Origin of the sequence: Pseudomonas jilinensis (assembly GCF_003586265.1) — a bacterium.
In the GTDB taxonomy this organism is placed as follows: domain Bacteria; phylum Pseudomonadota; class Gammaproteobacteria; order Pseudomonadales; family Pseudomonadaceae; genus Halopseudomonas; species Halopseudomonas phragmitis.
In genome coordinates this window covers 111,010-137,691 of sequence record NZ_QJSA01000004.1, presented here as the reverse complement: position 1 = coordinate 137,691, position 26,682 = coordinate 111,010, and the positions used below count along the sequence as shown (strand labels likewise).

Annotated in this window: 25 protein-coding genes and 2 tRNA genes; 5 read left to right on the top strand and 22 right to left on the bottom strand. The window is 59.1% G+C overall.

Going from position 1 to position 26,682, the window contains the following annotated elements; translation table 11 throughout:
- Nucleotides 1-47: 47 nt before the first annotated feature.
- The 20 genes from C2846_RS05755 to C2846_RS05670 form a co-directional block, all read right to left on the bottom strand.
- Nucleotides 48-1,184, bottom strand: coding sequence for a sodium ion-translocating decarboxylase subunit beta (locus tag C2846_RS05755; RefSeq protein WP_080049991.1), 1,137 nt, complete (start codon nt 1,182-1,184; stop codon nt 48-50).
- Nucleotides 1,185-1,196: 12 nt separating this feature from the next.
- The gene (oadA, locus tag C2846_RS05750) at nt 1,197-2,981 is read right to left on the bottom strand and encodes a sodium-extruding oxaloacetate decarboxylase subunit alpha (protein ID WP_080049990.1); all 1,785 of its coding nucleotides are present in this window, start codon (nt 2,979-2,981) and stop codon (nt 1,197-1,199) included.
- A 53-nt stretch (nt 2,982-3,034) separates the two neighbouring features.
- Nucleotides 3,035-3,289 carry an OadG family protein gene (locus tag C2846_RS05745; protein WP_080049989.1) on the bottom strand — a complete coding sequence of 85 codons (255 nt, stop codon included), beginning with the start codon at nt 3,287-3,289 and terminating at the stop codon, nt 3,035-3,037.
- A 187-nt stretch (nt 3,290-3,476) separates the two neighbouring features.
- The gene (gene mgtE, locus C2846_RS05740) at nt 3,477-4,916 is read right to left on the bottom strand and encodes a magnesium transporter (protein ID WP_080049988.1); all 1,440 of its coding nucleotides are present in this window, start codon (nt 4,914-4,916) and stop codon (nt 3,477-3,479) included.
- A gap of 160 nt (nt 4,917-5,076) precedes the next feature.
- Nucleotides 5,077-5,153, bottom strand: a tRNA-Arg gene (locus C2846_RS05735).
- 98 nt (nt 5,154-5,251) lie between these two features.
- Nucleotides 5,252-5,342: transfer RNA gene (locus C2846_RS05730), tRNA-Ser, on the bottom strand.
- Nucleotides 5,343-5,402: 60 nt separating this feature from the next.
- Nucleotides 5,403-5,588, bottom strand: a complete 186-nt coding sequence (gene csrA / locus C2846_RS05725; RefSeq protein ID WP_022963267.1) for a carbon storage regulator CsrA — start codon at nt 5,586-5,588, stop codon at nt 5,403-5,405.
- A gap of 215 nt (nt 5,589-5,803) precedes the next feature.
- The gene (locus C2846_RS05720) at nt 5,804-7,045 is read right to left on the bottom strand and encodes an aspartate kinase (RefSeq protein WP_080049987.1); all 1,242 of its coding nucleotides are present in this window, start codon (nt 7,043-7,045) and stop codon (nt 5,804-5,806) included.
- Nucleotides 7,046-7,118: 73 nt separating this feature from the next.
- Nucleotides 7,119-9,740 (bottom strand): alanine--tRNA ligase, encoded by a 2,622-nt coding sequence (gene alaS, locus C2846_RS05715; protein ID WP_119700933.1) that lies wholly within the window; start codon nt 9,738-9,740, stop codon nt 7,119-7,121.
- A gap of 143 nt (nt 9,741-9,883) precedes the next feature.
- Nucleotides 9,884-10,411, bottom strand: a complete 528-nt coding sequence (locus tag C2846_RS05710) for a glutathione peroxidase (protein WP_080049985.1) — start codon at nt 10,409-10,411, stop codon at nt 9,884-9,886.
- A 59-nt stretch (nt 10,412-10,470) separates the two neighbouring features.
- Entirely contained in the window at nt 10,471-11,523 is a 1,053-nt protein-coding gene (gene astA, locus C2846_RS05705) for an arginine N-succinyltransferase (protein WP_080049984.1), read from the bottom strand.
- A gap of 2 nt (nt 11,524-11,525) precedes the next feature.
- Entirely contained in the window at nt 11,526-12,548 is a 1,023-nt protein-coding gene (locus C2846_RS05700; protein WP_119700932.1) for an arginine N-succinyltransferase, read from the bottom strand.
- A gap of 15 nt (nt 12,549-12,563) precedes the next feature.
- Nucleotides 12,564-13,778 (bottom strand): aspartate aminotransferase family protein, encoded by a 1,215-nt coding sequence (locus C2846_RS05695; protein WP_119700931.1) that lies wholly within the window; start codon nt 13,776-13,778, stop codon nt 12,564-12,566.
- Between the two features lie 65 nt (nt 13,779-13,843).
- Complete coding sequence (locus C2846_RS05690; protein ID WP_119700930.1) at nt 13,844-14,839, bottom strand: GlxA family transcriptional regulator; 996 nt, start codon at nt 14,837-14,839, stop codon at nt 13,844-13,846.
- A 110-nt stretch (nt 14,840-14,949) separates the two neighbouring features.
- Complete coding sequence (locus tag C2846_RS05685) at nt 14,950-15,771, bottom strand: SDR family oxidoreductase (protein ID WP_080049980.1); 822 nt, start codon at nt 15,769-15,771, stop codon at nt 14,950-14,952.
- 142 nt (nt 15,772-15,913) lie between these two features.
- Nucleotides 15,914-16,531 (bottom strand): tRNA-uridine aminocarboxypropyltransferase, encoded by a 618-nt coding sequence (locus C2846_RS05680; protein ID WP_119700929.1) that lies wholly within the window; start codon nt 16,529-16,531, stop codon nt 15,914-15,916.
- Nucleotides 16,532-16,576: 45 nt separating this feature from the next.
- A complete protein-coding gene (locus C2846_RS05675; protein ID WP_119700928.1) occupies nt 16,577-17,635 on the bottom strand; it encodes a PA0069 family radical SAM protein in 1,059 nt (352 codons plus the stop codon).
- 164 nt (nt 17,636-17,799) lie between these two features.
- The gene (gene ccoM, locus C2846_RS18925) at nt 17,800-17,922 is read right to left on the bottom strand and encodes a cytochrome c oxidase subunit CcoM (protein ID WP_269434083.1); all 123 of its coding nucleotides are present in this window, start codon (nt 17,920-17,922) and stop codon (nt 17,800-17,802) included.
- 91 nt (nt 17,923-18,013) lie between these two features.
- The gene (locus C2846_RS18625) at nt 18,014-18,190 is read right to left on the bottom strand and encodes a hypothetical protein (RefSeq protein WP_165443776.1); all 177 of its coding nucleotides are present in this window, start codon (nt 18,188-18,190) and stop codon (nt 18,014-18,016) included.
- A 41-nt stretch (nt 18,191-18,231) separates the two neighbouring features.
- Complete coding sequence (locus C2846_RS05670) at nt 18,232-18,501, bottom strand: hypothetical protein (RefSeq protein WP_080049977.1); 270 nt, start codon at nt 18,499-18,501, stop codon at nt 18,232-18,234.
- Nucleotides 18,502-18,754: 253 nt separating this feature from the next.
- Between C2846_RS05670 and rapA the strand changes: the two genes are divergently transcribed.
- Nucleotides 18,755-21,595, top strand: coding sequence for an RNA polymerase-associated protein RapA (gene rapA, locus C2846_RS05665; protein ID WP_080049976.1), 2,841 nt, complete (start codon nt 18,755-18,757; stop codon nt 21,593-21,595).
- 36 nt (nt 21,596-21,631) lie between these two features.
- Here the strand turns inward: rapA and C2846_RS05660 are convergent, their stop codons facing one another.
- Both C2846_RS05660 and C2846_RS05655 read right to left on the bottom strand, forming a co-directional pair.
- The gene (locus C2846_RS05660; RefSeq protein ID WP_119700927.1) at nt 21,632-22,810 is read right to left on the bottom strand and encodes a patatin-like phospholipase family protein; all 1,179 of its coding nucleotides are present in this window, start codon (nt 22,808-22,810) and stop codon (nt 21,632-21,634) included.
- An 8-nt stretch (nt 22,811-22,818) separates the two neighbouring features.
- The gene (locus C2846_RS05655) at nt 22,819-23,769 is read right to left on the bottom strand and encodes a lipid A biosynthesis lauroyl acyltransferase (protein ID WP_080049974.1); all 951 of its coding nucleotides are present in this window, start codon (nt 23,767-23,769) and stop codon (nt 22,819-22,821) included.
- 260 nt (nt 23,770-24,029) lie between these two features.
- Here C2846_RS05655 and minC point away from each other — a divergent pair, with 260 nt between their 5' ends.
- The 4 genes from minC to C2846_RS05635 all read left to right on the top strand — a co-directional run bounded on the left by minC (nt 24,030) and on the right by C2846_RS05635 (nt 26,674).
- The gene (gene minC, locus C2846_RS05650; protein WP_080049973.1) at nt 24,030-24,785 is read left to right on the top strand and encodes a septum site-determining protein MinC; all 756 of its coding nucleotides are present in this window, start codon (nt 24,030-24,032) and stop codon (nt 24,783-24,785) included.
- 146 nt (nt 24,786-24,931) lie between these two features.
- Entirely contained in the window at nt 24,932-25,741 is an 810-nt protein-coding gene (gene minD / locus C2846_RS05645; RefSeq protein WP_080049972.1) for a septum site-determining protein MinD, read from the top strand.
- Entirely contained in the window at nt 25,741-26,001 is a 261-nt protein-coding gene (minE, locus tag C2846_RS05640; protein WP_080049971.1) for a cell division topological specificity factor MinE, read from the top strand. Before minD ends, minE begins: the two co-directional genes overlap by 1 nt.
- A gap of 37 nt (nt 26,002-26,038) precedes the next feature.
- Nucleotides 26,039-26,674, top strand: coding sequence for an RluA family pseudouridine synthase (locus tag C2846_RS05635; protein ID WP_119700926.1), 636 nt, complete (start codon nt 26,039-26,041; stop codon nt 26,672-26,674).
- The last annotated feature ends 8 nt before the right edge of the window (nt 26,675-26,682 follow it).

The window sequence follows — 26,682 nt, the reverse complement described above, 5'->3', positions numbered from 1 at the left end:
CAAAAAAACCCGCTTTCGCGGGTTTTTTTGTTGGCTGGAGCAGCTTATTAGCCGGCAAAGCTGAGCAGGATACCCGCCGCCACTGCCGAACCAATCACCCCGGCAACGTTCGGCCCCATGGCATGCATCAGCAGGAAGTTCTGCGGATTGGCCTCAAGACCGACCTTGTTCGAGACCCGTGCGGCCATCGGCACCGCCGAAACCCCAGCCGAACCGATCAGCGGATTGATCGGCTGCTTACTGACCAGGTTCATCAACTTGGCCATCAGAACACCAGCCGCGGTACCAACACAGAAGGCCACCATACCCAGTACAAGGATACCCATGGTGGTCAACTGCAGGAACGACTCGGACTTGAGCTGCGAACCTACCGCCAGACCCAAGGCGATGGTAACGATGTTGATCAACGCATTGCGGGCGGTATCGGCCAGACGCTCGACCACACCACACTCGCGCATCAGGTTACCGAAGCACAGCATGCCAACCAGAGGAGCCGCTGAAGGCAACAGCATCGCCACCAGCATCAGCAGCAACAGCGGGAAAATGATCTTCTCGGTCTTGCTGACGACCCTCAGCTGAGTCATGGTGATGGCCCGCTCTTTCTGCGAGGTCAGAGCACGCATGATCGGCGGCTGCAGCATCGGCACCAGCGCCATATAGGCATAGGCCGCCACAGCAATCGGTCCCAGCAGGTGCGGAGCCAACTGCGAGGTCACGAAGATCGAAGTCGGACCATCGGCACCACCAATGATGGCAATCGACGCGGCTTCCTGGATACTGAACTCAAAACCAGGAATACCCCAGGCCGTAAGCGCCAGAGCCCCAAGCAAGGTACCGAAAATACCAAACTGGGCCGCCGCACCAAGCAACAGAGTACGCGGATTGGCAAGCATGGGACCAAAATCGGTCATCGCCCCCACGCCCATGAAGATCAGCAGCGGGAATACTGTGGTTGGTACCCCGGCACTGTAGAACATGTACAACAACCCACCCGGATCACCCATGCCGGCGATCGGCAGGTTGGCGAGAATCCCGCCAAAGCCAATCGGCACCAGCAGCAAGGGCTCGAAGCCCTTGCGAATGGCCAGGTAGATCAAGCCCAGACAAATGACGATCATCACCAGTTGGCCAGGTGCGATATGGGCCAAACCAGTGGTTTGCCACAACTGGAGAAGCTTCTCCATGAACCTTCCCCCTTAACCGATGGTCAGCAAGGTATCGCCGACCGCTACCGCGTCGCCGACCTTGACGTTGACACTGCCAACAGTGCCGGCCTTGAAGGCTCGCACTTCGGTTTCCATCTTCATGGCCTCAAGGATCATCACCAGATCACCCTCCTGGACCTGATCGCCCGGATTGACCAGCACCTTGAAGATATTGCCAGCCAACGGAGCAGCCTGCGGGTCACCGCCACCAGCCGGCAACGCAGCAGGCGCAGCAGCCGGAGCGGCACCATCGGCAGAGACAGGCTTGATACCAGTGATATCACCACCATCGGCAACCTGAACCACGAACTCCTTGCCATTAACGGTCACGGTATAGACTTCCGGCTCGCCCGGCTTGGCCGCGGCACTGACTTCCTTACCTGTCGGCACCGGCTCGAAGGCATCGGAATTGCCACGATTTTCCAGGAATTTCAAACCGATCTGCGGGAACAGCGCATAGGTCAGCACGTCGTCGATTGCATCGGCGGCCAGCTTGATCCCTTTCTCCTGAGCAATTGTCTGGAGCTCGGCGCTGAGCTTGTCCATTTCCGGCTCGAGCACATCAGCCGGGCGGCAGGTAATGGCTTCAGCGCCATCCAGTACACGGGCCTGCAACTCGGCATTGAACGGGGCCGGCGCAGCGCCGTACTCGCCTTTCAGAACACCGGCAGTTTCCTTGGTGATCGACTTGTAGCGCTCACCGGTCAGGACATTGATCACCGCCTGGGTACCAACGATCTGTGAGGTAGGAGTTACCAGCGGGATAAAGCCCAAGTCTTCGCGCACGCGTGGAATTTCGGCCAGCACGGCATCGAACTTGTCACTAGCGCCCTGCTCCTTGAGCTGGCTTTCCATGTTGGTCAGCATGCCACCCGGAACCTGGGCAACCAGAATCCGCGAGTCCACACCCTTGAGGTTACCCTCGAACTTGGCGTACTTCTTGCGCACCTCACGGAAGTAGGCGGCGATTTCTTCCAGCAGATCCAGATTCAGACCGGTGTCGCGATCAGTATCCTTGAAGATCGCTACTACCGACTCGGTCGGCGAGTGGCCATAGGTCATGGACATTGAGGAGATGGCAGTGTCGACATTGTCGATGCCGGCCTCAACAGCCTTGAGGATTGCAGCAGTCGACAGACCGGCAGTGGCATGGCACTGCATGTGAACCGGAATATCCAGAGTCGCTTTCAGGCGCGAGACCAGCTCAAAGGCCGTGTATGGAGTGAGAATCCCAGCCATATCCTTGATCGCAATCGAGTCCGCCCCCATGTCCTCGATTTGCTTGGACAGGTCGACCCACATGTCGATGGTATGTACTGGGCTGGTGGTATAGGAGATCGTGCCTTGAGCGTGCTTGCCCTGCTTCTTCACAGCCTTGAGGGCGGTTTCAAGATTGCGCGGATCGTTCATCGCGTCGAATACCCGAAACACATCTACGCCATTGACGGCGGCACGCTCAACGAACTTTTCCACCACGTCGTCGGCATAGTGCCGATAACCCAACAGATTCTGACCGCGCAACAGCATTTGTTGACGGGTATTGGGCATGGCCTTCTTCAGCTCACGGATACGCTCCCAAGGATCCTCTCCCAGATAACGGATACAAGCATCGAAGGTCGCTCCGCCCCAGGACTCAACCGACCAGAAACCAACCTGGTCGAGTTTGCCGGCAATCGGCAGCATGTCTTCCAATCGCATCCGGGTCGCAAGGATCGATTGATGGGCGTCGCGCAAGATTACATCGGTAATGCCCAGGGGCTTCTTGGTATCGGTCATAGGGTTATGGCCTTTGTTTGTAATGGGAAACCGTGATTAAAGAAAAATGGGTGTCAGGAGCGGCGCTTGGCGCGGTGCTGCTTGATCGCGGCACCGATGACGGCGATGGTCTCGGCATCGACCGCAGCCGGAGCGGCAGGCCGGGCAGCGGCGGCAGCCGGTGCAGGGGCCGCTTCAGGGAAAAAGCGTCCCAGAATTCTGGACATGAGGGTTGTCGCGATCACCAGGATCACCAGGAAAGTGAACACCGAGCCCATGCCGATGAGCATCAGTTCCACACCTTCAAGCAGCAAGTCGGACGAAGTCATTGTATCTCCTGCAATAATAAGGCACGCCAATCGGCATGCCTTTAAGATATCAGCGGAACAAATCGGCGACTGATCAGCCGCAACCCTCCCAGATTGATCCCGCCTATAGCAAAAACCGGGCTAATGTATCCTGATGTGACATTTTTAGCAATCCAGGCGACATCACTGACCACTCGGTCAGCCTATTTCAGAGCAGGAAGATAGTTGCGAGCCCCAGGAAGATAAAAAAGCCGCCACTGTCAGTAATTGCGGTGATCATAACACTTGAGCCCAGCGCCGGATCACGCCCCAGGCGTAGCCGGATCAAGGGTATGAATACCCCCATAACAGCAGCCAGCAACATGTTCAGCGTCATTGCCGAGAGCAGTACGACCGACAACGGCAGATTGCCATAGAGCAGATAGGCCACTCCAGCCAGTACCATTCCCCAGAACAAGCCATTGAACAGCGCCACACCGACCTCTTTGCGCAACAGCCGCTTACCGTGAGCGACCTGAACCTGGCCGGTGGCAATCCCGCGCACGATCATGGTGATGGTCTGATTACCCGAGTTGCCACCAACCCCGGCAACGATTGGCATCAAGGCTGCCAGCGCCACCAACTTCTCAATCGAGCCCTCAAACAAGCCAATCACCCGCGAAGCGACCAGCGCAGTACAAAGGTTGATTGCCAGCCAGGCCCAACGGTTGCGCACCGACTTCCAGACCGAGGCGAAGATATCCTCCTCTTCGCGCAGACCCGCCGCATTCAGCACTTCAGCTTCACTCTCCTCACGGATATAGTCGACCATCTCATCGATAGTCAGACGCCCGCACAGCTTGCCCTTGGCATCCACCACCGGCGCCGTCACCAAATCATAACGCTCGAACGCCTGGGCAGCCTCCCCGGCATCATCCTCCGGATCGAACACCACCGGATCCTCGGCCATGACTTCCCCCACCAGAGCATCGGGGGAACCAACCAACAGCTTCTTGATCGGCAACACGCCCTTGAGAGCGCCTTCGGTATCAACCACGAACAGCTTGTCGGTATGGTCAGGCAACTCATCGAAACGTCGCAGATAGCGAATCACGACCTCAAGGGTGACATCATCGCGAATGGTCACCATATCGAAGTCCATCAACGCCCCAACCTGATCCTCGTCATAGGACAAGGCCGACTTGAGTCGCTCACGTTGCTGGGCATCCAGCGTATCCATCAGCTCACGAACCACATCGCGCGGCAGATCCGGAGCCAGATCAGCCAGTTCATCAGCATCAAGGGAATTGGCAGCCGCGATGATCTCGTGGCTGTCCATGTCGGCAATCAGGGTTTCCCTGACCGCGTCGGAGACCTCAAGCAGGATGTCGCCATCACGCTCGGAACGTACCAACTGCCAGATCGCCAGACGCTCTTCCAGCGGCAGCGATTCTAAAATGAAGGCAACGTCAGCCGGGTGCAACTCGTCGAGCTTGCGCTGCAGCTCAGCCAGGTTCTGCTGATGCACCAGATGCTCAACCAACTCCTGATGCTGACCCTCCTGCTTGTGCACGAGGTTCTCCACCAGACGATGGCGATTGAGCAACTGCACCACCTGGTCCAGCCGGTCCTGAAGACTTTCCGGAGATTTTCTGTTGAGCTCTGACATAGCCATACTTCCATGACAGGACAAACCAGCGCTGGTCGACCCTTGCGAATCAACGATAGCCAACGCTTCCAAGCCTAGCAGGCTTTGGACGCCGGCTCAGCCTCGGCGGCCACCCTTCGGGCAAAAAAAAACCCACTGACATGTCAGTGGGTTTTCTGTATGGCGCACTCGGGAGGATTCGAACCTCCGACCGCTCGGTTCGTAGCCGAGTACTCTATCCAGCTGAGCTACGAGTGCGTTGTGGGTGCGAATTATAGGGCTTTTAAACCACCTGTCAAACATTTTTTTCTTTAATTTCAGAAACTAACGTTTGACGCCACTACAACAAGCAAAAGTGGCGGAGAGGGCGGGATTCGAACCCGCGATACCCTTTTGAGGTATACTCCCTTAGCAGGGGAGCGCCTTCAGCCTCTCGGCCACCTCTCCGTAACACGCGCAGAATACTAACTGCGCGCCGCCGCGAATGCAACGAAAAATTCAATAAAATTAGCTATTTGGTTCTTCATCCTTTTCTTTCTGGATGCGCTGGTAGATTTCCTCGCGATGCACCGCCACTTCTTTCGGGGCGTTGACGCCAATTCGCACCTGGTTTCCTTTGACACCCAGTACGGTTACAGTCACTTCATCGCCCACCATCAGGGTTTCACCAACCCGTCGAGTCAGAATAAGCATTCCATTTCTCCTTGCTTTGATCAGGACACAGCAGTCTGCAAAAAACCGGCTTGTTGCCTGTCGATACAGCCGGGACGGCTAGTCATCTTGACTGCTATCCCTGCCCCGTGTTCGTCCGCTTTAGTCGCAGATTGTTTCCACGGTTCCTCGACCGGCGGACACGGCAGCCAGACACCGTGCCCTGAGGGGCAAAAAACCCCAACCCATCAATCAGATTATAGGTGATCGCCAGCTGCCGCTTCGGCATCCAGGTCGAATGCGGTGTGCAAGGCACGTACCGCCAGCTCCAGATACTTCTCGTCGATTACTACCGAGATCTTGATTTCCGAGGTGGAGATCATCTGAATATTGATACCGTCGCGCGACAGCGCCTCAAACATTTTGCTGGCAACGCCAGCATGGGAGCGCATGCCAACCCCAACGATCGAGACCTTGGCGATCTTGTCGTCGCCACCGACCTCCCGGGCGCCGATATCTTCGGCCACCTTGCGCAGAATGTCTTCCGCCTTGCGCAAGTCATTGCGGTGCACGGTGAAGGTAAAATCGGTAGTGTTATCCTGAGCCACGTTCTGAACAATCATGTCCACTTCAATATTAGCGGCACTGATCGGCCCCAGGATCTTGAAGGCCACACCCGGGGTATCAGGCACACCACGAATGATCAGCTTGGCTTCATCACGATTGAAGGCAATACCGGAAATGACTGGTTGTTCCATTGAAGCACCTTCCTCAAGGGTAATCAGGGTCCCGGGACCCTCTTTGAAGCTGTGCAGCACGCGCAGCGGGACGTTGTACTTGCCGGCGAACTCGACCGAGCGGATCTGCAGCACCTTAGAGCCCAGACTGGCCATTTCCAGCATCTCCTCAAAGGTGATTTTGTCCAGTCGACGGGCGCGCTCCACTACTCGCGGATCGGTGGTATAGACCCCATCCACATCAGTATAGATCTGACACTCGTCAGCCTTGAGCGCAGCGGCCAGAGCTACTCCAGTGGTATCGGAGCCACCACGACCAAGCGTAGTAATGTTGCCTTGCTCATCGACCCCCTGGAACCCTGCAACAATCACCACCCGACCCGCCTCAAGATCAGCGCGGATATTGGCGTCATCGATATGCTGGATGCGGGCCTTGTTGTGGGCGCTGTCGGTAACGATGCGAACCTGGCTGCCGGTATAGGAAACCGCCGGCACGCCCCGGGACTTCAGGGCCATGGCCAACAGACCAATGGTTACCTGCTCACCGGTGGAAACGATGACATCCAGCTCACGCGCATCAGGCACTGCCTGCATTTGCTTCGCCAGATCGATCAAACGGTTGGTTTCGCCACTCATGGCCGACACCACGATCACCAGATCGTGACCCTGCGCCTTGAACCCCTTGATTTTCTCGGCCACCTGGGCAATGCGTTCAACGCTACCCACCGAGGTACCACCAAACTTCTGGACAATAAGTGCCATGTGTTGCACCAACCTCCATTAAAGTCGGTTATCCCGACCCCGCCACCAGGCACCGACAGGTGCCTGCCCCAAACTACTGTTGCGCCAACCACTCCAACGCCCCGGCGAGCGCACCATCGAGCGCCGCCACGTCGGTACCGCCGCCCTGGGCCATGTCCGGACGTCCGCCACCCTTGCCACCAACATTGGCAGCAGTGTTGCGGATCAGGTCACCAGCCTTGACCCTGGCCGTCAGATCCTGAGTGACCCCGGCAACCAGCACCACCTTGCCATCCAGTTCGCCGCCAAGCAGGATCACCGCCGAGCCGAGCTTATTCTTCAACTGATCAACCAGCGCCAGCAGAGCCTTGCCATCGAGGCCATCCAGGCGCTTGACCAACACGGTCAAGTCACCCAGAACCTGAGCCTCTGCAACCAGATCGCTGCCGGCAGCGCTGGCAGCCTTGGCCTTGAGCTGCTCGACATCTTTCTCCAACTGGCGATTGCGCTCAACCAACCCGGATACCTTGTCCAACAGGTTGTCGCGACTACCCTTGACCAGTTGCGCCACCTGGCGCAACTGGTCCTCGGCCTCAGCCACATAATCCAATGCGCCTTGACCAGTTACCGCTTCCAGACGACGCACGCCAGCGGCAATCCCACCTTCACTGATAATCTTGAACAGGCCGATATCGCCGGTGCGCTCGACATGAGTACCACCGCACAGCTCGACCGAAAAACCGCCGCCCATGGTCAGTACCCGCACCTGCTCACCGTATTTCTCGCCGAACAGGGCCATTGCCCCCTTGCGCTTGGCGGTCTCAATATCGGTAACTTCAACCTGCACCGCTGAGTTGAGCCGAATCTGTTCATTGACCCGCAACTCCAGTGCACGCAACTGTTCGGCGGTGATCGCCTCGAAATGACTGAAGTCAAAGCGCAGACGCTGACTATCCACCAGTGAGCCCTTCTGGGTCACATGCTCACCGAGGATCTCGCGCAACGCGGCATGCAGTAGATGGGTAGCCGAGTGGTTGAGCTTGGTAGCTTGGCGCACCCCGGCATCGACCACCGCCTTGAGCGATGCGCCGACACTCAGACCGCCCTTGACAACCACACCATGGTGCAGATGAGCCCCGCCAGCCTTAGTCGTGTCGCGGACATCGAAACGCACACCAGCCCCTTCCAGGTAGCCGGTATCGCCCACCTGGCCGCCGGACTCGGCATAGAACGGAGTTTGATCCAGCACCACCACGCCAGTTTCACCATCAGCCAGTTGATCGACTGCCTTACCGTCGCGGAACAGAGCCACAATCTTGCCTGCCCCATCGGTACTGGCGTAACCCTCGAACCGGGTATCGGCATCGACCTTGACCAGGCTGTTGTAGTCCAGGCCGAACTGGCTGGCCGAACGGGCGCGCTCGCGCTGAGCGTCCATCGCCACCTCAAAACCGGCCTCATCGATTGACAGGCCGCGCTCACGGGCGATATCACCAGTCAGATCCACCGGGAACCCATAGGTGTCGTACAGCTTGAACAACACATCACCGGGAATTTCATTGCCCTCAAGACCCGCCAGATCCTGCTCGAGAATCTTCAGGCCCTGCTCCAGAGTTTTGGCGAACTGCTCCTCCTCGCTCTTGAGCACCCGCTCGATATGCGCCTGCTGCGCCTTGAGTTCAGGGAAGGCCTCGCCCATCTCAGCCACCAGAGCCGCCACGATCTTGTGGAAGAACAAGCCCTTGGCCCCAAGCTTATTGCCGTGCCGGCAGGCACGACGAATGATCCGGCGCAGCACATAGCCACGCCCTTCATTGGAAGGCAGCACACCATCTGCGATCAGGAAACCGCAGGAGCGAATGTGGTCTGCCACCACCTTGAGCGAGGCAGCATCATCGTTGGCACAACCAATCGCCTGGGCAGCCGCCTTGAGCAGGCTCTGGAACAGGTCGATCTCATAGTTCGAGTGCACATGCTGCATCACCGCACTGATGCGCTCCAGCCCCATCCCGGTATCGACACTGGGCGCCGGCAACGGCTGCATCTGGCCGTCGGCAGTCCGATTGAACTGCATGAACACGTTGTTCCAGATCTCGATGTAACGGTCACCGTCCTCTTCCGGGCTGCCAGGCGGGCCACCCCAGATTTCCGGGCCGTGGTCAAAAAAGATCTCGGTACAGGGGCCGCAGGGGCCGGTATCGCCCATCGCCCAGAAGTTATCCGATGCATAGGGCGCACCCTTGTTGTCACCGATGCGCACCATGCGCTCGGCCGGCACGCCAATTTCCTTGTTCCAGATCTCATAGGCTTCATCGTCACTGGCATAGACGGTGACCCAGAGCTTTTCCTTGGGCAAGTTCAGCCATTTATCCGAGGTCAGAAACTCCCAGGCATAGTGGATGGCGTCACGCTTGAAGTAGTCGCCAAAGCTGAAATTGCCGAGCATCTCGAAGAAGGTATGGTGACGCGCGGTGTAGCCGACATTCTCCAGATCGTTGTGCTTGCCGCCGGCACGCACACACTTCTGACTGGTAGTGGCGCGGGTATAGCCACGCTTCTCAAGCCCGAGAAAACAGTCCTTGAACTGATTCATCCCGGCATTGGTGAACAGCAGGGTGGGGTCGTCCGCGGGAATCAACGAACTGGAGGCGACACGGGTATGCCCCTTCTCTTCAAAGAAGCGGAGGAAGGCTTCACGGATCTCAGCGCTTTTCATAGGTCCCTTACCACAAGATTGTCGGCCCATGCGCAGGCCCGGGCACAAGCCGGCCGCACGCATGGCAAAGGGTTGCATTATATAGGTATAAGGTGACAGCGCGCATCAGCCGCCGGTTTGATAATCCCTATGATGTTGATAGATCACAGGGCTTTTTCCAGCGCCTCGATAAAGCGTGGATCATCCGGACTGACAGCGCTGGGAAAACTGGCCTTGACCTGACCGTCACGCCCGACAATGTATTTGTGGAAATTCCAGCGTGGCCGCTCGCCCGCCTGCTCAGCCAGAGCACGATACAGCGGATGCGCCTGCTTGCCGGTGATCACCTGCGGTTCGCTCATGCGAAAGGTGACACCATAATTGACATAACACACTTCGGCAATGGCTGCCTGATCCCTGGCTTCCTGACGAAAATCATTGGAAGGCACGCCCAGAACCTCCAGGCCTTGTTCGCGATAGCGTTGATAAACATTCTCCAGCCCTTCGAACTGCGGGGTATAACCGCAAAAGCTGGCGGTATTGACGATGATCAGCGGCTTGCCAGCAAAACCGCACAAGTCGATGCGATCCTGCGAGCGCAACGCCGGCAACTCATGCTGCAACAAAGCTGGACACTGCCCGGCGAGCGCCCATACCGGTAGCAGCATCAGCAACACCAGTAGACCTCGCATGAACTGAACCTCCCTCATATGATTGGATAATTCAGTATAGAAGACCCGGCAATCAGCCGTCAGCCCGGCAGTTGGTAGGGGTCAAGCATGCTATCCCCCTGCCGGCCGACCAGCGACACAGCCCGCACCGGAGTTCCGGCACGCAACCCCAGCCGCTCAGCGGTATCCGGCGCCACCACCAAAGTGCCCGCTGCCACACGGGCCGAAGCCGCGACTATCCGGCAATTGTGGCGGCCGCGATTATGGATCAGATAGGAACTGGCTTCATCTCCCGGCGTACCAACCGCCAGCAGCAATATCTGACTATCACTGACTGCACGCACTTGGGCCAGCGGTGCCTCCAGGGTCGCACCACCATCGAAGATATCGATATAGCCTTGATAGCTCATGCCCTCCTCGCGCAGCATCGACAGCCCTGGCTCGGAATCAGGGTGCACCTGACCGATGGCAGCACGCGCCTCATCGCTGAGAAAGCAGGCATACAGTGGAAATTTTGGCATCATCTCAGCAATGAAGGCCTTGCTGCCGATCCCGGTCAGGTAATCGGCCCGGGCAAACTCCATCTTGAAAAAATGCCGGCCCAGACTATCCCAGAACGGTGAGCGCCCCTGCACATCGGAACGTCCACGCATCTCGGCGATGACCCGGGCAGCAAAATCCTGGGCATACTCGGCCATGAACAGGAACCGGGCCTTGGACAACAATCGCCCCTTGAGCCCCTGCCGGTGTTCCGGCGGCAGGTACAGCGAGCACAACGCCGTGGCTCCGGTCAGATCATTGACCAAAAACAGCGTCGGCTGCTGCCGATAGACATTCAGTTCCCGGCTAGCCGTGACCGTCAACCCCATGCGATAGCTGTACCAGGGTTCGCGCAGACCTGCGGCGGCGACCATCCCGCTCGTGCCTATCACCTTTCCTGCCTCGCTTTCGAGCACGAACAGGTAGTCCGCATCGGCCATCGGCATGCCCCCACGGAAACTCTGCTCAACAACCTGCAAGCGTCTGGCAAGGCGCTCCTCACTGGCCGGCAAGGTGGTCAAACCGGAGCCAGCGGCGCTGGCCATTTCCAGCAGCGCCTGCAAATCCCGGCTACCCGCAGCTCGTACCAGCATATTCAGACCTCCTTGACCAACCGAACCGCGTCACCGGCGGCCACCTGCAACAACTCGGCCTGACGATTATCCAGGGTTAGCGGCTGCCCAGGCTGCCAGTCCAGCTCCAGCATCGTGGCCCGGAAACCGCCAACCTGACCATTGGCCACCAGCCAGCGCTGCGAACCGCCCGCGCTTTTGCCAACCTGAACCGCAGCCTGATAGCTGTGCCGCACACTGAGCAGGTCGGCGGTTTTGGCATGCACTACCGGCCCACCATCGAAGATATCGACATAATTGTCGGTTTCGAACCCCTCGCGCAGCAGGATATCGAACACCCCCTGTGCCGACGGATGAACCTGACCGATCACCTCCTGCGCTTCATCCGACAGCATCGGCACATAGATCGGATAACCCGGCATCAGCTCGGCCAGGAAACTGCGCCCACGACTACTGCCAATTTGCTCGGCCTCGCTATAGCTGACCGCGAAGAAATGTCTCCCGACCGCATCCCAGAACGGCGCATTCCCCTGCTCATCGCTGATACCGACGATCTCGACCGCAATCGACTCGGCAAAACGTTGCGGATGACTGGCCATAAACAGCAACCGGCCACGGGCGTTGAGCGCCATGGCCGAACAGTGCTGCTGGTATTCAGGCTGCAGATGAAACCCGGCCAACAGGCTGTAACCGGTCAGATCATGACACAGCGACAATACGTGAATACGGTTGTGCAACCCCAGTTCACGCGAGGCATGCACGAACATTTCGTTGCGGAAGGTATAGAACGGCTCACTGAAACCCGCCGCCGCGATGATACTGCTACAGCCGACCAGACGCCCACTGTCAGCATCCTCCAGCACGAAGAAGTAGCGCTCCTCACCGCTGAAGGCGACCTCTTCAGCCATTGACGCTTCAGAGCTTTCAATGATCTCGGCCAGCCGCTGACGGTCCGCCGGCAATGAGGTCACCCCCACGGGACTGGCGGCGGCCAGCGCTTCAATGGCGCTCAGGTCGGCGGTGCAGCACAGGCGTTGGACCAGCATGAAAGCCTCCGGGTATCAACCAGCCAGACTGGCCAGTGCTGCGCGCAAGCGCTGCAACGCTTCGCGGATATCCGCTTCAGGGATTACCAGACTCGGAGCCAGGCGCATCACATCAGGCCCAGCCTGCAGTACCAACAAGCCATGGCGCTGAGCAGCCTCCTGAATCTCCCGGGCCCGGCCACGCCAGGCCTCGGTCAATACCGCGCCAATCAGCAACCCACGCCCACGAATCTGTTCGAATACCGGAAACTCGGCGGACAGCGCCATCAAGCCTTCGGCCAGCAACTGATGACGCGCGTCGACACCCTGCAACAGCTCCGGGGTATTGACTATATCCAGCACCCGTTCGGCCACTGCACAGCCCAGCGGGTTGCCACCATAGGTGCTGCCATGGGTACCCACCCCGAAATGCTGGGCAATTCGGTCACTGGTCAGCATTGCGGCAATCGGGAAACCGCCGCCCAGACTCTTGGCGCTGGTCAGTATGTCCGGCACCACGCCACTGTGCATATAGGCAAACAGCTTGCCGGTACGACCCATTCCGCTTTGCACTTCGTCGAAGATCAACAGGGCATTGTGCTTGTCACACAGCGCCCGCACGCCTTGCAGGTATGCATCCGTCGCCGGAATCACCCCACCTTCACCCTGAATCGGCTCAATAACCACCGCACAGGTACGCGCTGACATAAGCCGCTCAAGTGCCGTCAGGTCGTTATACGGTACATGACTGATACCTTCGATTGCCGGACCAAAGCCCTGCGAGTATTTTGGCTGACCGCCAACACTGACGGTAAACAGGGTCCGACCATGGAAGCTGTTGGTGCAGGCGATGATCTCATGCTTGTCCGGCCCGGCGGTTTCATGCGCCCAGCGCCTGGCCAGCTTGAACGCCGCCTCATTGGCCTCGGCGCCAGAGTTGGCAAAGAACACTTTCTCGGCGAAAGTCGCTTCAATCAGTTTGGCCGCCAGCCGCAGGGCCGGCTCATTGGTCAACACATTGGAGACATGCCAGAGCTTGCCGGCCTGCTCGGTCAGTGCCTCGACCAGACCAGGATGGGCGTGCCCCAGGGCATTGACCGCAATGCCGCCGGCCAGATCGATATAGTCACGACCCTGCTGATCCCACAGGCGCGAGCCCAGGCCACGAACAGGTACCATGTCCACTGGCGCGTAATTGGGAACCATGACCCGATCAAAATCCGACCGGTCGACCTGCATTGAATCCGACATTGCTCTCCTCTCCTCTGCCCGCCCCTTGGCGGAATAATCACGACTGAAGCCCGGCAGCCCCCGGCTCATTGTTCTTGCGTATCCTTGGCACCGGCATCCATCGCCTGCTGGGCACGACGTTGGTTGCGATCCTCTCGCGGAGTGATGCCAAAGCAGTTCCGGTAAGCACTGGAAAAGTGCGGACCAGATGAAAATCCGCAGGACAAGCCGATCTGAATGATCGACTTGCTGGTTTGCAGCAGCATTTGCCGCGCGCGATTCAGACGCAGTTCCAAGTAATACTGCGACGGTACGCTATTGAGGTATTGCTTGAAAATCCGTTCCAACTGGCGCCGTGACACGCACACATGGCGGGCAATTTCATCAGTGGTCAGAGGCTCCTCGATGTTCGACTCCATCAGGATTACCGCCTGGGTCAGCTTCGGATGAGTACTGCCCAAACGGTTGCGCAGCGGCACCCGCTGACGCTCACTGCCATCGCGAATCCGCTCAAGCACCAGATCCTCAGCTACCAGGGCTGCCAGATCCTGCCCATGATCTTCGGCCACCAGACTCAAGAACAGATCCAGCGTGGCCTGACCACCGCTGCTACTGAGCCGGGCCCGGTCCTGCTCGAACAATTGGCTGGAAGCAGTCACCGCCGGAAAACGCTCGCGGAACTCATCGATCATCCGCCAATGCACCGCACAGCGGTGCCCATCGAGCAACCCGGACATCGCCAGAGGGAAAACACCGCCTTCAATCGCCCCCAGCGGCAAGCCATCACGCGCCAGCGTCCGCAACTGTTGCACCAGGGTTGCCGGTAGGGTCTCGGGCAACTGATCGGCAACCAGCCACAGCCGGCGCAATTCGGGATACGGGGCTTGCCATTGCCGGGCAGGCATCTGCAACCCTTCCGGGCTGACCAGCGGCTGGCCGTCCAGGCTGAAGCAGTCGACTTTGTAACAGAGGCTCTCAGCCATGCGATTGGCCGAGCGCAATACCGAAAGCGCAGGCACCAGAGTGGCCGGGTGTGTTCCCGGCCAGAGAAGAAAAGCAACCCGCCGCGTATCAGCAGCCATCCGTGACTCCGCGCCCGCAGTTGAACAACATGATACGCCTCAGCCCTGCCCTTTCAGGTCAAAGACGCATTGTGCCACAACCACAGCGCGCTGCCACTGGGGCGGCGCGGTTATTCGGCCAGCGGCAAACCCATTTTTTTCGACGCAAGGCGTGCCATATCGTCGTAAATGACCTGCGGGTCGGCCTGTTTGAGCGCCCAGGCCTGTTTGCCAGCCTCGTGCGGCAGGATCATGAACTGATCCGCCTGACTTTCCCGATAAATGATGTCGGCCACCTCGGCCGCAGTAATGGGCGAGCTTTCCAAAAGTTTAGCCACTTGCTGCTTGCTCTGTTGGTCCGGGCCGCGGAAGGAGTCCAGCAGATTGGTCTGAAAGAACGACGGACACACCACACTGACCTTGATACCCAGCGGACGCAGCTCGGCCAGCAGGCTTTCCGACAAGGCCACAACACCAGCTTTGGCTACGTTGTAATTGCTCATCCCTGGTGACTGCATCAGTGCCGCCATCGAAGCAATATTGATGATCTGACCCTGGCGCTGCTCGGTCAGCATTGGCATGAACGCCTTGCAGCCCTTGACCACGCCCATCAGGTTGATGCTGATCTGCCAATCCCAATCCTCAAGCGACAGATCCCAGAAAAATCCTCCGGAAGCTACTCCGGCATTGTTGATCAGTACCTCGACACCACCCAGGCGCTCCTGACAGGTCTGGGCCAACGCCGCCAACTGACTGAAATCGCGTACATCGCAGCGCTGAGTCAACGCCCACCCACCAGATGCTTCGACCAGCGCCCGGGTTTGCTTCAAGCCCTCATCCTGAATATCGGCCAATAGCAGCCTGGCGCCTTCGCGAGCATAGCGCAGAGCCAGCTCCCGGCCCAACCCACTACCCGCTCCAGTGATCACCACTCGTTGCCCAGTCAATTGCATAAATGCCTCTCTAATCGCAGCAGTTCGCCATAATTCGGCGATTGAGTTCTTGTTTTTGTATGGCCTCAGTCTAGCGACTGAAAACCCGGCTGATGAGCAAAGATGGGCAACATCACTGCGGCGAATGGGCCACCCCCATCAGTCACTGATGGGGGTGATGCGCATGATAGGTATCCAGGCCCATGGCCTGAATCTGCCCCTCGATCATTCGCTCGAAGGGCTTTAGCAGGGGAGAGAAGTCCGTTTGCGGTTCGATCAGGCTCAAGGCCAGAACACCAGCCTCAATGGTTGCCAGGGATTCGGCCGAAGGCGCCTTGCGCAACCGGTACCGGCTCTTGCCGGCAACTGGCAGCGCCACCCTTGGCAACTCCTGCAGCAGCGGATTGAGATACAGCAGCTTGCGGGCCTTGCGCCAAGTGCCATCGAGCAACACCAATTGTCGCGGGCGCGAATCTTCCACCGCGGCACTCAGCAGCGGCACATCCGGCCCTGGGAACAGCAGTTCGGTACGCCAGTTCGAGTCACGTAGCCAGGCCTGCCACTCGGGCTGCTCATCCAACCGCTCCACCACCAGCAATTGGCACTGACGCAGCCCCAGAGCCAGCAGGCGTGCAGTATTGAGCGCATGCTGGCGTTCGCTCGGGTGCTGGATAATCAGCACTCGCGTGCGAGACTCCAGGTCGGGTATCCAGGGACACAGGCAGTGATCAAGAGGGCGCTGGCAGCGCTGACAGCGAGGACGCTTGGATAAAGTAGTCATGCCACTATTCTACTGCGCTCAGACCCTAGCTACCGTCACTGACATTCAAAACAACCCCATTTGTTGACCTGGCGGGGCAAACTGCGAACAATCCAGCTCGCTGCTACCCTGCGCCCGTTGCAGCCCCAGACGCCGACAGGCCAACTGAAAGCGCTGGGCCAGCAACTCGGCAAACGGCCCCTCACCGCGAAAGCGCTTACCAAAGCTGGCATCATAAAGTTGGCCACCACGCGACTGGCGCAACAGACTCAGTACATGCTCGGTCTTGCCCGGATAATGCTGTTCTAGCCAGTCCTGAAACAGGCTTGCCACCTCACGCGGCAAACGCAACAGCATATAGCCGGCACTGTCGGCACCAGCCGTCACCGCCGCGTCCAGCAGATGCTCCAACTCATGATCATTGATCTGCGGAATCATCGGCGAGCACAGCACCCCAACCGGGACCCCCCGCTCACGCAGCGCGCGAATTACCCGCAGACGCGCCGCTGGAGAAGCCGCGCGCGGCTCTAGTCGGCGCTTCAGGTCATCGTCCAAGGTAGTCAGACTGATCATCACCCGGACCAGACGCCGCTCAGCCAGAGCCACGAGCAGATCCAGATCACGCAATACCAAAGCCCCTTTTGTAACCAGGGTCAGCGGATGGCGATAGCGCAACAACACCTCAAGACACCTTCGAGTCAGGCGGTAGTTGCGTTCGATTGGCTGATAAGGATCAGTATTGGCTCCCAGATTGATTGGCGCACAACTGTAGCCAGGCCGTGACAGCTCCTGTTCCAGCAAGTCAACGGCATTGGTGCGGGCAATCAACCGGGTCTCGAAATCAAGCCCCGGCGACAGATCCCAATAGGCATGACTTGGTCGGGCGTAACAGTAGATACAACCGTGCTCACAACCTCGATATGGATTGAGCGAGCGATCAAATGGCAAGTCCGGCGAGTTGTTACGGCTGATGATGTGCCGCGACTGTTCTTCGCGCACCTCAGTCACGCAGCGTTCAGGCAACTCCTGGAACCAGCCGTCATCACAAGATTCGCTGTGCAGCGGGGCAAAACGATTGACCGGGTTAGCCTGGGCACCGCGCCCCGATTGGTATTGAGAAGTCATGGCAAACCTCAATAACTGTATTTATATACAGTATCACAGTCACACCCACCCACTACCACCAGCAACAAAAAAAAGGCGGTCAACCCAGAAGGTGACCGCCAAAGGCCTTGCGAGCCATGCACTTGAAAACCATTGAGGCCTGGTCTCAGACCAGACCGAAAAACTCAGGAACGCTTGTTCTTGGCCTTGCGACTATCGGACCAGATGAAATAACCGACCCCTCCCAAGAACGCGATCATCAAACCAACCGTCAACACACCGGCAATCACTGCATCATCGATATACATGGGCTTCTCCCCACCTTGCGTCCATCAACGATTGCAGAATATCCACAAAAAAAATCCGGGTTATTGACCCGGATCAATTTTGCGAACTTTTCTAACGTTTGCGGGATTTCTTCTTGCCGCGAGCCGGCTTGGCGGGCTTGCTCTTGAGCGGGAAGGCTTGCTCAAAGGCCGAGCGCACCTGCTGCAGCCTGGCCTCGTGAATGTCGTGAATACGTTCGCGGCGTGCTTCATCAAAATCAATGATGGCGGGTTGCTGGGGTTTATCCATGATAGGTCACCTGCAATTGTCCCTTACAGACTACCACCGGCTCAGACTTCGATGTCAATCAACAAGCCTTTGCTGGGCAACTCAACCGGCTCAACCGTCGCAGCGCCTGACTCGGCATCAGCCTCTCCCAGCCTGCGCCGGCGGCTGCGGCGCCGCTCGGGCAAGTGGCCAATATCGCGTTGACGCCTTTCCAGATATTTGTCGTCCACGGCCTCGCGAGTCGGCCCGGTTTCCGCCGTCGGCTGGACCTGGCGCTTGGGCTTGATCACGTCTTGTTGCGCTCCCACGTTCGGGAGCCCGGGAATCAGCATGGCTCACCTCGTACGGTCGAAACGGATTTCCGAGAACGACATAAAGTGCCGCCGACCATCAGCACTGAACTACTCTTCTATCTATCGACAGCAACCACGCAAGTTTTATCCCCAAACCTGTGACGCAACCGACAAAACCGGACAACACACTGCCCTTGGCAACCTTATTAAAAACAAGGCCAGACAGCGGTTTGTGAGGCTCGGCCTATCGGTTACCATAGCGCCCTTTTTTGCAGACGGGTAGGAGCAGCACATGACAGTATTCACTCCTGGGCAACGCTGGGTCAGTGACAGTGAATCGGAACTGGGGCTGGGCACGGTCTTGTCACAGGATGAACGCTTGGTAGTACTGCTGTTTCCTGCCAGCGGCGAAACCCGTCACTATGCACTGCGCAACGCACCTCTGACCCGCGTGCGCTTTTCACCAGGGGATCAGATCAGCCACCACGAGGGCTGGACCCTGACCGTCAGCGATGTCCGCGAAGACAGCGGCCTGCTGGTATACAGCGGCCTGCGCGACAATGGCAGCCAGACCGAATTCGCCGAAACCATGCTGGATAACTTCATCCAGTTCCGCCTGGCCAGCGATCGCCTGTTCGCCAGTCAGATCGATCCGCTGGCCTGGTTCAGTCTGCGCTACGAAAGCCTGCGTCACTACTGCCGGACCCAACGCTCACCACTGCTTGGCCTGTCCGGGGTTCGCACCCAGCCGATCGCACACCAGCTTCATATTGCCCGCGACGTGGCAGACCGGATTGCCCCGCGAGTGCTGCTGGCCGATGAAGTTGGCCTGGGCAAAACCATCGAAGCCGGCCTGGTACTGCACCGTCAACTGCAGACCGGGCGCGCCCGGCGGATCCTGATTCTGGTACCGGAAAACCTCCAGCACCAATGGCTGGTGGAAATGCGTCGGCGCTTCAACCTGCGCTTTGCCCTGTTCAATGATGATCGCTGCCAGGGCGCCGAGGACAACCCCTTTGAAGAAGAGCAACTGGCCCTGGTCTCTCTGGAGCTGTTGCAACTACGGCCCCAGATACATGACTGGCTGCTGGCCAGCGACTGGGACCTGCTGGTGGTCGATGAAGCCCACCACTTGGTCTGGCACGAAGAACAGGCCAGCCCCGAATACCAACTGGTGGAAACCCTGGCCCGATTGATTCCCGGCGTCCTGCTGCTGACCGCAACCCCAGAACAACTGGGCCAGGCCAGCCACTTCGCCCGCCTGCGCCTGCTTGATCCGGACCGGTTCCATGACCTGGAAGCCTTTCGCGCCGAAAGTGCCGGCTACCGCCCAGTTGCCGAAGCAGTCCAGCGCCTGCTCGACGGCCAGTCATTGAGCGCCAGCGACCAACAAACCATGATCAACTGGCTGGGTGACAGCGCCAGCGCCTTGCTGGCCAACCTGGAACAGCCAGGCGAGGCCGGCGAAGCCGCCCGCGACAGCCTGATTCGTCAGTTGCTCGACCGTCATGGCACCGGTCGAGTGCTGTATCGCAACACCCGCGCGGCAATCGCCGGTTTCCCTGAGCGGCAACTGCACCCCTACCCGCTCCCGTGCCCAGGCATCTACACCGATATTGAGGGCCGTGCCGCGCTGTATCCGGAAACAGCCCTGCAAGGACAAACCAGCGCCGAGGAAGCTGCCTGGTGGCAGGACGACCCCCGGGTTGAGTGGCTGATAGACACCTTAAAAATGCTCAAGCGCAGCAAAGTACTGGTGATCTGCGCCCATGCTGAAACGGCACTGGATCTGGATGATGCCCTGCGTCTGCGCAGCGGCACCCCGGCCACTGTGTTCCACGAAGGCATGAGCATTGTCGAGCGGGACCGGGCGGCTGCCTTCTTTGCCGACGAAGAGTTTGGTGCCCAGGTGATGATCTGCTCAGAGATTGGCAGTGAGGGCCGCAACTTCCAGTTCGCCCATCACCTGGTGATGTTCGATCTGCCCAATCACCCTGACCTGCTGGAGCAGCGCATTGGTCGCCTGGACCGAATTGGCCAGCGCCAAACAATTCAACTGCATATCCCCTACCTGGAAGGCACGGCCCAGGAACGCCTGTTCGACTGGTATCACCGGGCCCTGAATGCCTTCCTCGCCACCTGCCCAACTGGCAATACCCTGCAACACCAGTTCGGCACCCGATTGCTCGCACATCTGGATCACCCGGACGACAGTGACTGGGAAGCCCTGATCCAGGAAGCTGGCGATGCCCGCCAGGCCTTGGAGCAGGAACTGCACGACGGTCGCGACCGCCTGCTGGAAATCCACTCACGCGGCCATGGCGATGCCGAGCGCATGATTGCCCAGATCGAACGGCAGGACCACGACCCGCAATTGGCTATTTATATGGAACGACTGTTCGATGTGTTCGGTATCGACAGCGAAGACCATTCCGACAATGCGCTGGTCCTGCGCCCTGGCGAGCGCATGCTCGACGCCGGATTCCCGCTGGGTGACGATGAAGGCGTGACCATCACTTATGATCGCGAAACTGCCCTGACCCGCGAGGACATGCAGTTCATCACCTGGGAGCATCCGATGCTCCAGGGAGGCATGGATCTGGTGCTATCGGGCAGCATGGGCAACAGCGCGGTTGCCCTGCTCAAGAACAAAGCGCTCAAACCTGGAACCCTGCTGCTCGAATGCCTGTTCGTCAGCGAGGCCATTGCCCCAAGGCATCTGCAACTACACCGTTTCCTGCCGCCCACACCGGTCCGTTGCCTGCTCGATAGCAACGGTCACGATCTGGCCGCCAAGGTCAGCTTCGACACCCTCGATGCGCAACTTGAACAACTGCCCAAGCACCTGGCCAGCAAGGTTGCCAAAAGCCAGCGAGAGGTGGTCGAGCGCCTGCTTGACCGCGCCGAGGCATTGGCCGATCTGCAGCACTATGAGTTGGTCGACAGCGCGGCGAACCAATACAGCCAGCAGATGGATGAGGAAATCGAGCGTCTGAAGGCTCTGGCAGCGGTCAACCCACTGGTCAAACCGGCGGAAATCCAGGCTCTGGAGCAACAGAAACAGGTTGGCGAGCAAACCCTGCGCCAGGCCAAGGTGCGGCTGGACGCCATTCGCATTCTGCTTGCCGGGTAGCTCTCTGGGCTGGTGGGAGCCCCGTTCCCACCAGCCCTACAAAGGGCAATATAGTCCGAGAAACCTCTGCAAGGCTTCACGCTGGGCTAAGGCATCCTTGCGCCCCAGCTCAATCAGCTCCTGGCAATACTCAGCCTCGAACAACAGGTAACTCAAGGCACTGCCACCCGAAGCCCGGGTTGCACCACTGCCGCGCATGAAGGCCCGCAGCCCTGCCGGCAGCGCCTTACGATGGCGGCTGGCAATCACATCCAGCGGCTCGCTGGGCGAGATGATCTGCACTTCCACCGGGCGCACACCCTTGCCATGCTGGCGGGCCGCCAGCGGCAGATAGCCTGACAACCGATTGAGCCGTTCGAGCAACTCGACATCGGCCTCCAAGTGGTCAACGAAGGTGCTGTTGAGCAGGTGTCCACCAATCTGTGCCAGCGTCGGCGGCAGCGCTGTACGCAAGCGCGGACCACGCCGACCACCAGCCGCCTCGCGCTGACTCAGGTTGTCCGACACCCCGATGATCAGTACCCGGTTGGCTCCCAGGTGCAGCGCCGGACTGACAGGCGTCCGCTGACGCACCGCACCGTCGCCATACCATTCGCGATTGATCAGCACCGGCGGAAACACCAGAGGGATGGCTGCCGAAGCCATCAAATGCTCCAGGCCCAACTGGGTCTGCACCCCAACCCGACGATGACGGCTCCAGGGCACAATGCGCTCATGGCCCTGATAAAAACATACCGACTCCGACGACTGATATCCAAAGGCACTGACCGATACGGCCCGCAAGTACCCACTCTGCAGCGCCTGTTCAATCTTGTGAAAGGACAGCCGGCTGGCCAGAAGCTCGCGCAATGGACTGTTGTCCAGCAGTGAAGTCGGCTGGCGCCCACCCCAGCCCAGCAAATTGGCCCGACTCCAGCGCCAGGCCTGAACCAGCAGGCACAGCCAGTCGGTGCGATAGACCTGATGGCAGCGGAACTCAGACCACACCTCCAGCATCCGCTCGACCCCGGCACTGAAATCATCGGCATGAGTAGCCAGCGCCAAGGCATTAATCGCCCCGGCAGACGTGCCACAGATCACCGGGAACGGATTCCTTGAATGATCGGGCAGCAGCCCGGCAACCACCGAGAGCACCCCGGCCTGATAGGCCGCCCGAGCACCGCCGCCGGACAGAATCAGTCCGGTACAGGCCTGTTCGCTCAGACTTCCGTGCATGCCCATCCTCAGTTTCTGCGCTTGCGGCGTTGACGTTTCGGGTAAGGCCGAGCCTCACCCTCTGGCCGGGTCTTGAAGCGTCGGTGCACCCACATGTACTGCTCAGGATGCTCGCGTATCGCCTGCTCCACCCATTGGTTGATACGCAGAGCATCAACATGATCATCACCCGTTGGAAAACCCTCCAACGGCGGGTGCACCACCAGTCGATAACCACTCCCATCATCCAGCCGGACCTGGGTAAAGGGCACCACCAGTGCCTTACCCAATCGAGCAAAGGTGCTGGTCGCAGTCACCGTGGCCGCTGGCACACCAAACAGCGGCACAAAGATGCTGGCCTTGCGCCCATAATCCTGGTCCGGGGCATACCAGATTGCCCGTCCGGCGCGCAGCGACTTGAGCATCGAGCGCACATCCTCGCGCTCAACCGCCTTGGCATCGGCATTGTGACGCTCTCGGCCACGCCGCTGCACAAAATCGAACGCGGCGTTGTCATGCTCACGGTACATACCATCAATGGTCACCGCCTGCCCCAGCAGCGCTGCACCAATTTCCAGAGTAGTGAAATGCAGCGACATGAGCACCACACCCCGCCCCTCGGCGGCAGCCCGCTGCAGATGCTCCAGCCCTTCGATGTGGGCCAACCGGGCCAAGCGCTTGGGTGGCCACCACCAGGCCATGGCCATTTCGAACAGAGCGATGCCATAATTGGCAAAATTTTCACGCACCAGAGCCTCACGCTGCGCCTCGGACCAGCCAGGCAGGCACAGCTGCAGGTTGATCCGGGCAATGCTGCGTCGTTCCCGCATCAGGTGGTACATTGCCCAACCCAGCACCCGGCCAAGCCGCAGCAACAACGGATATGGCAAACGGGTAATCAGCCAGAGCACGCCCAAGCCCGACCACAGCGGCCAATAGCGGGGGTGTACCAGGCGGGCACTGAAACCAGGACGACTCATTCTCGGCAAACCATTCGGCAAAAGGCGCATTCTACCCTGTGAGAGGCACCGAACAACTCTTGGGAACCTCTGAAGAACGTAGGCGAGGCAGGCAAGACAAGGAAAAACAGCCGAAAAAGCGCAGTTTACGCGGTGTAAATGAGCATTTTGAGGCTGTTTTTAACGCAGTATTGCCAACGCAGGTAGTTTTTCAGAGGTTCCCTTGCGATTAGCATAGCCAGCCTATATAAGTGTCCGCATCACTTGAGCCTGGAACCAACATGAGCGTTGAAACCACCCTTGACCTGCTAGATAACGACCCCGTCTTCCATCTCAAGGGCGGCATGCTGACCATGACCGTACTTGAGCTGGTGCGCCAGGAGCCGGAACGCTTTGCCCGGCAACTGGCCGAAAAAGTCGAGCAGGCTCCCAACTTCTTTCAGGACACCCCTGTGGTCATCGGTCTCGACAAACTAGACGGCCAGCCAGACCCAAGCAGTCTGGCCAGCCTGCTGCGCATCTGCCGTGAGCATGGGCTGCTGCCAGTTGGTTTGCGCGGCAACGAAAGCTGCCGACCACTGGCCCAGGACGCAGGGCTAGTACTGATGCCGCCGGGACGCAACCGCGACAAACCCCAGGAACTTGCCGGTGAGCCGACCAAGCCGGCCGAACCGTCTCCAGCCCCAGCCCCCAGTGAGGCGCCGCCCAGCCAGGGCCGGATCATCACTCAACCGGTCCGCTCCGGGCAGCAGGTTTATGCCCGTGGCGGCGATCTGGTGGTTCTGGCTCCAGTCAGCGCCGGAGCAGAACTGCTAGCCGATGGTCATATCCACGTCTATGGCCCACTGCGTGGCCGGGCCCTGGCTGGCGTGCGCGGCAACACCGAAGCCCGCATCCTGTGTCAGAGCCTTGAGGCTGAACTGATCTCAATCGCCGGGCACTACAAGGTAGCCGAGGATCTGCGTAAGGACAGCCTCTGGAAACAGGCCACTCAGACATTCCTCGACGGCGACAACTTGAAGATGACGAGTCTTTGACAGATACTGTGCGCCATCCGGGAGTGCCCGCCATATCTGGCCTGAAGCCAGTACCCGGGCCACCCAAACCAATTCGAACCGACCGGCGCAGAGCGCTGTAACGCCGGTACCAGAGCAACCTCACATATATCGACAGGAAGGTCATCTTGGCAAAGATTCTAGTCGTTACCTCAGGCAAAGGCGGTGTTGGCAAGACTACGACCAGCGCCGCCATCGGTACCGGACTCGCCCTGCGCGGCTATAAAACAGTGATCGTCGACTTCGACGTTGGCCTGCGCAATCTGGACCTGATCATGGGCTGTGAACGTCGCGTGGTGTATGACTTCGTCAACCTGATCAACGGCGACTCCAACCTTAATCAGACCCTGATCAAGGACAAGCGCGCCGACAACCTCTACATCCTGCCGGCGTCCCAGACCCGCGACAAGGATGCCCTGACCGAGGAAGGCGTTGAAAAGGTTCTCAACGAACTGAAAGAAACCTTCGATTTCATCGTCTGTGACTCCCCGGCCGGCATCGAGAAAGGTGCCCACCTGGCCATGTACTTCGCCGACGAGGCAATTGTCGTGACCAACCCGGAAGTCTCCTCGGTACGCGACTCCGATCGCATGCTCGGACTGCTGGCCAGCAAATCACGGCTGGCCGAACAGGGCGGCAAGGTCAAGGAAAATCTGCTGTTGACCCGTTACAACCCGGAGCGGGTGGAAAACGGCGAAATGCTCTCTGTCAGCGATGTCGAAGAAATTCTGTCGATTCCGCTGCTGGGGGTAATCCCCGAATCCCAGGCCGTACTCAAGGCCTCGAACCAGGGTATCCCGGTAATCATGGATGACAAGAGCGATGCCGGCCAGGCCTACAGCGACGCTGTCGACCGCTTGCTCGGCAAAGACGTTCCGCATCGTTTCCTCGAAGCGCAGAAGAAGGGCCTGCTGCAGCGCCTGTTTGGTGGCCGTTAATGAGCATTTTCGATTATTTCCGCGACCGTAAGAAAAGCACCACGCCGGCCTCCGTCGCCAAGGAGCGCCTGCAGATCATCGTCGCCCATGAGCGTGGCCAGCGTACTCAACCTGATTACCTGCCGCAGCTCCAACAGGAAATCATCGACGTGATCAGCAAGTACGTGCCGATCGACCGCGAGCAGGTACATGTGGCCCTGGATAATCAGGACCACTGCTCGATTCTCGAACTGAACATCACCCTGCCCGACCGCCCCTGATGACAGGCGCCGCTACGGCGGCGCCTTCAGAGTTTGCATGCCGCTGACCAATATCGGGATCCTGCACGAGGATCCGTGTTTTCTGATCGTCGACAAGCCCAGCCTGCTGCTATCGGTTCCCGGCCGTGCTGAAGACAACAAAGACTGCCTGATCACCCGTCTGCAGGACAACGGCTATCCCGAAGCCCGGATCGTCCATCGGCTCGATTGGGAAACCTCCGGTCTGCTGGTGATCGCCCGCGACCCGGACAGCCATCGCGAACTGTCTCGCCAGTTCCACGACAGGGAAACCGAGAAAACCTACATTGCCCTGTGCTGGGGGCAGCCGGACAGCGACAGCGGCCACATCGACCTGCCGCTGCGTTATGATCCACCGAACAAGCCCCGTCATATCGTCGATCATGAACTGGGCAAGCCGGCCCAGACATTCTGGCAGGTACTGGAACGACACAGCGACTATTGCCGGGTTGAGCTGACCCCGATTACCGGGCGCTCGCACCAGCTGCGGGTACACATGCTGTCCATCGGGCACCCGCTGCTGGGCGATCAGCTCTATGCCCACAGTCAGGCCCTGGCCGCCTGCCCACGCCTGGCGCTGCACGCGGCCCGGCTCGGCATTCGCCACCCGCAGAGCAAAGAACGCCTGGTTTTCGACAGCCCAGCCCCTTTCTGAACAAGGAA

What these genes read in the sequence shown, in the direction of transcription:
- C2846_RS05695 (WP_119700931.1), bottom strand. Translation starts at nt 13,778, where the DNA reads ATGTCGGATTCAATGCAGGTCGACCGGTCGGATTTTGATCGGGTCATG.
- rapA (WP_080049976.1), top strand. Translation starts at nt 18,755, where the DNA reads ATGACAGTATTCACTCCTGGGCAACGCTGGGTCAGTGACAGTGAATCG.
- alaS (WP_119700933.1), bottom strand. Translation starts at nt 9,740, where the DNA reads ATGAAAAGCGCTGAGATCCGTGAAGCCTTCCTCCGCTTCTTTGAAGAG.
- C2846_RS05670 (WP_080049977.1), bottom strand. Translation starts at nt 18,501, where the DNA reads ATGCTGATTCCCGGGCTCCCGAACGTGGGAGCGCAACAAGACGTGATC.
- C2846_RS05635 (WP_119700926.1), top strand. Translation starts at nt 26,039, where the DNA reads ATGCCGCTGACCAATATCGGGATCCTGCACGAGGATCCGTGTTTTCTG.
- C2846_RS05710 (WP_080049985.1), bottom strand. Translation starts at nt 10,411, where the DNA reads ATGCGAGGTCTACTGGTGTTGCTGATGCTGCTACCGGTATGGGCGCTC.
- C2846_RS05700 (WP_119700932.1), bottom strand. Translation starts at nt 12,548, where the DNA reads ATGCTGGTCCAACGCCTGTGCTGCACCGCCGACCTGAGCGCCATTGAA.
- csrA (WP_022963267.1), bottom strand. Translation starts at nt 5,588, where the DNA reads ATGCTTATTCTGACTCGACGGGTTGGTGAAACCCTGATGGTGGGCGAT.
- C2846_RS05755 (WP_080049991.1), bottom strand. Translation starts at nt 1,184, where the DNA reads ATGGAGAAGCTTCTCCAGTTGTGGCAAACCACTGGTTTGGCCCATATC.
- C2846_RS05675 (WP_119700928.1), bottom strand. Translation starts at nt 17,635, where the DNA reads ATGACTTCTCAATACCAATCGGGGCGCGGTGCCCAGGCTAACCCGGTC.
- astA (WP_080049984.1), bottom strand. Translation starts at nt 11,523, where the DNA reads ATGCTGGTACGAGCTGCGGGTAGCCGGGATTTGCAGGCGCTGCTGGAA.
- mgtE (WP_080049988.1), bottom strand. Translation starts at nt 4,916, where the DNA reads ATGTCAGAGCTCAACAGAAAATCTCCGGAAAGTCTTCAGGACCGGCTG.
- C2846_RS05685 (WP_080049980.1), bottom strand. Translation starts at nt 15,771, where the DNA reads ATGCAATTGACTGGGCAACGAGTGGTGATCACTGGAGCGGGTAGTGGG.
- C2846_RS05690 (WP_119700930.1), bottom strand. Translation starts at nt 14,839, where the DNA reads ATGGCTGCTGATACGCGGCGGGTTGCTTTTCTTCTCTGGCCGGGAACA.
- minC (WP_080049973.1), top strand. Translation starts at nt 24,030, where the DNA reads ATGAGCGTTGAAACCACCCTTGACCTGCTAGATAACGACCCCGTCTTC.
- C2846_RS05655 (WP_080049974.1), bottom strand. Translation starts at nt 23,769, where the DNA reads ATGAGTCGTCCTGGTTTCAGTGCCCGCCTGGTACACCCCCGCTATTGG.
- ccoM (WP_269434083.1), bottom strand. Translation starts at nt 17,922, where the DNA reads ATGTATATCGATGATGCAGTGATTGCCGGTGTGTTGACGGTTGGTTTG.
- C2846_RS05680 (WP_119700929.1), bottom strand. Translation starts at nt 16,531, where the DNA reads ATGACTACTTTATCCAAGCGTCCTCGCTGTCAGCGCTGCCAGCGCCCT.
- oadA (WP_080049990.1), bottom strand. Translation starts at nt 2,981, where the DNA reads ATGACCGATACCAAGAAGCCCCTGGGCATTACCGATGTAATCTTGCGC.
- minE (WP_080049971.1), top strand. Translation starts at nt 25,741, where the DNA reads ATGAGCATTTTCGATTATTTCCGCGACCGTAAGAAAAGCACCACGCCG.
- C2846_RS05720 (WP_080049987.1), bottom strand. Translation starts at nt 7,045, where the DNA reads ATGGCACTTATTGTCCAGAAGTTTGGTGGTACCTCGGTGGGTAGCGTT.
- C2846_RS18625 (WP_165443776.1), bottom strand. Translation starts at nt 18,190, where the DNA reads ATGGATAAACCCCAGCAACCCGCCATCATTGATTTTGATGAAGCACGC.
- C2846_RS05745 (WP_080049989.1), bottom strand. Translation starts at nt 3,289, where the DNA reads ATGACTTCGTCCGACTTGCTGCTTGAAGGTGTGGAACTGATGCTCATC.
- C2846_RS05660 (WP_119700927.1), bottom strand. Translation starts at nt 22,810, where the DNA reads ATGCACGGAAGTCTGAGCGAACAGGCCTGTACCGGACTGATTCTGTCC.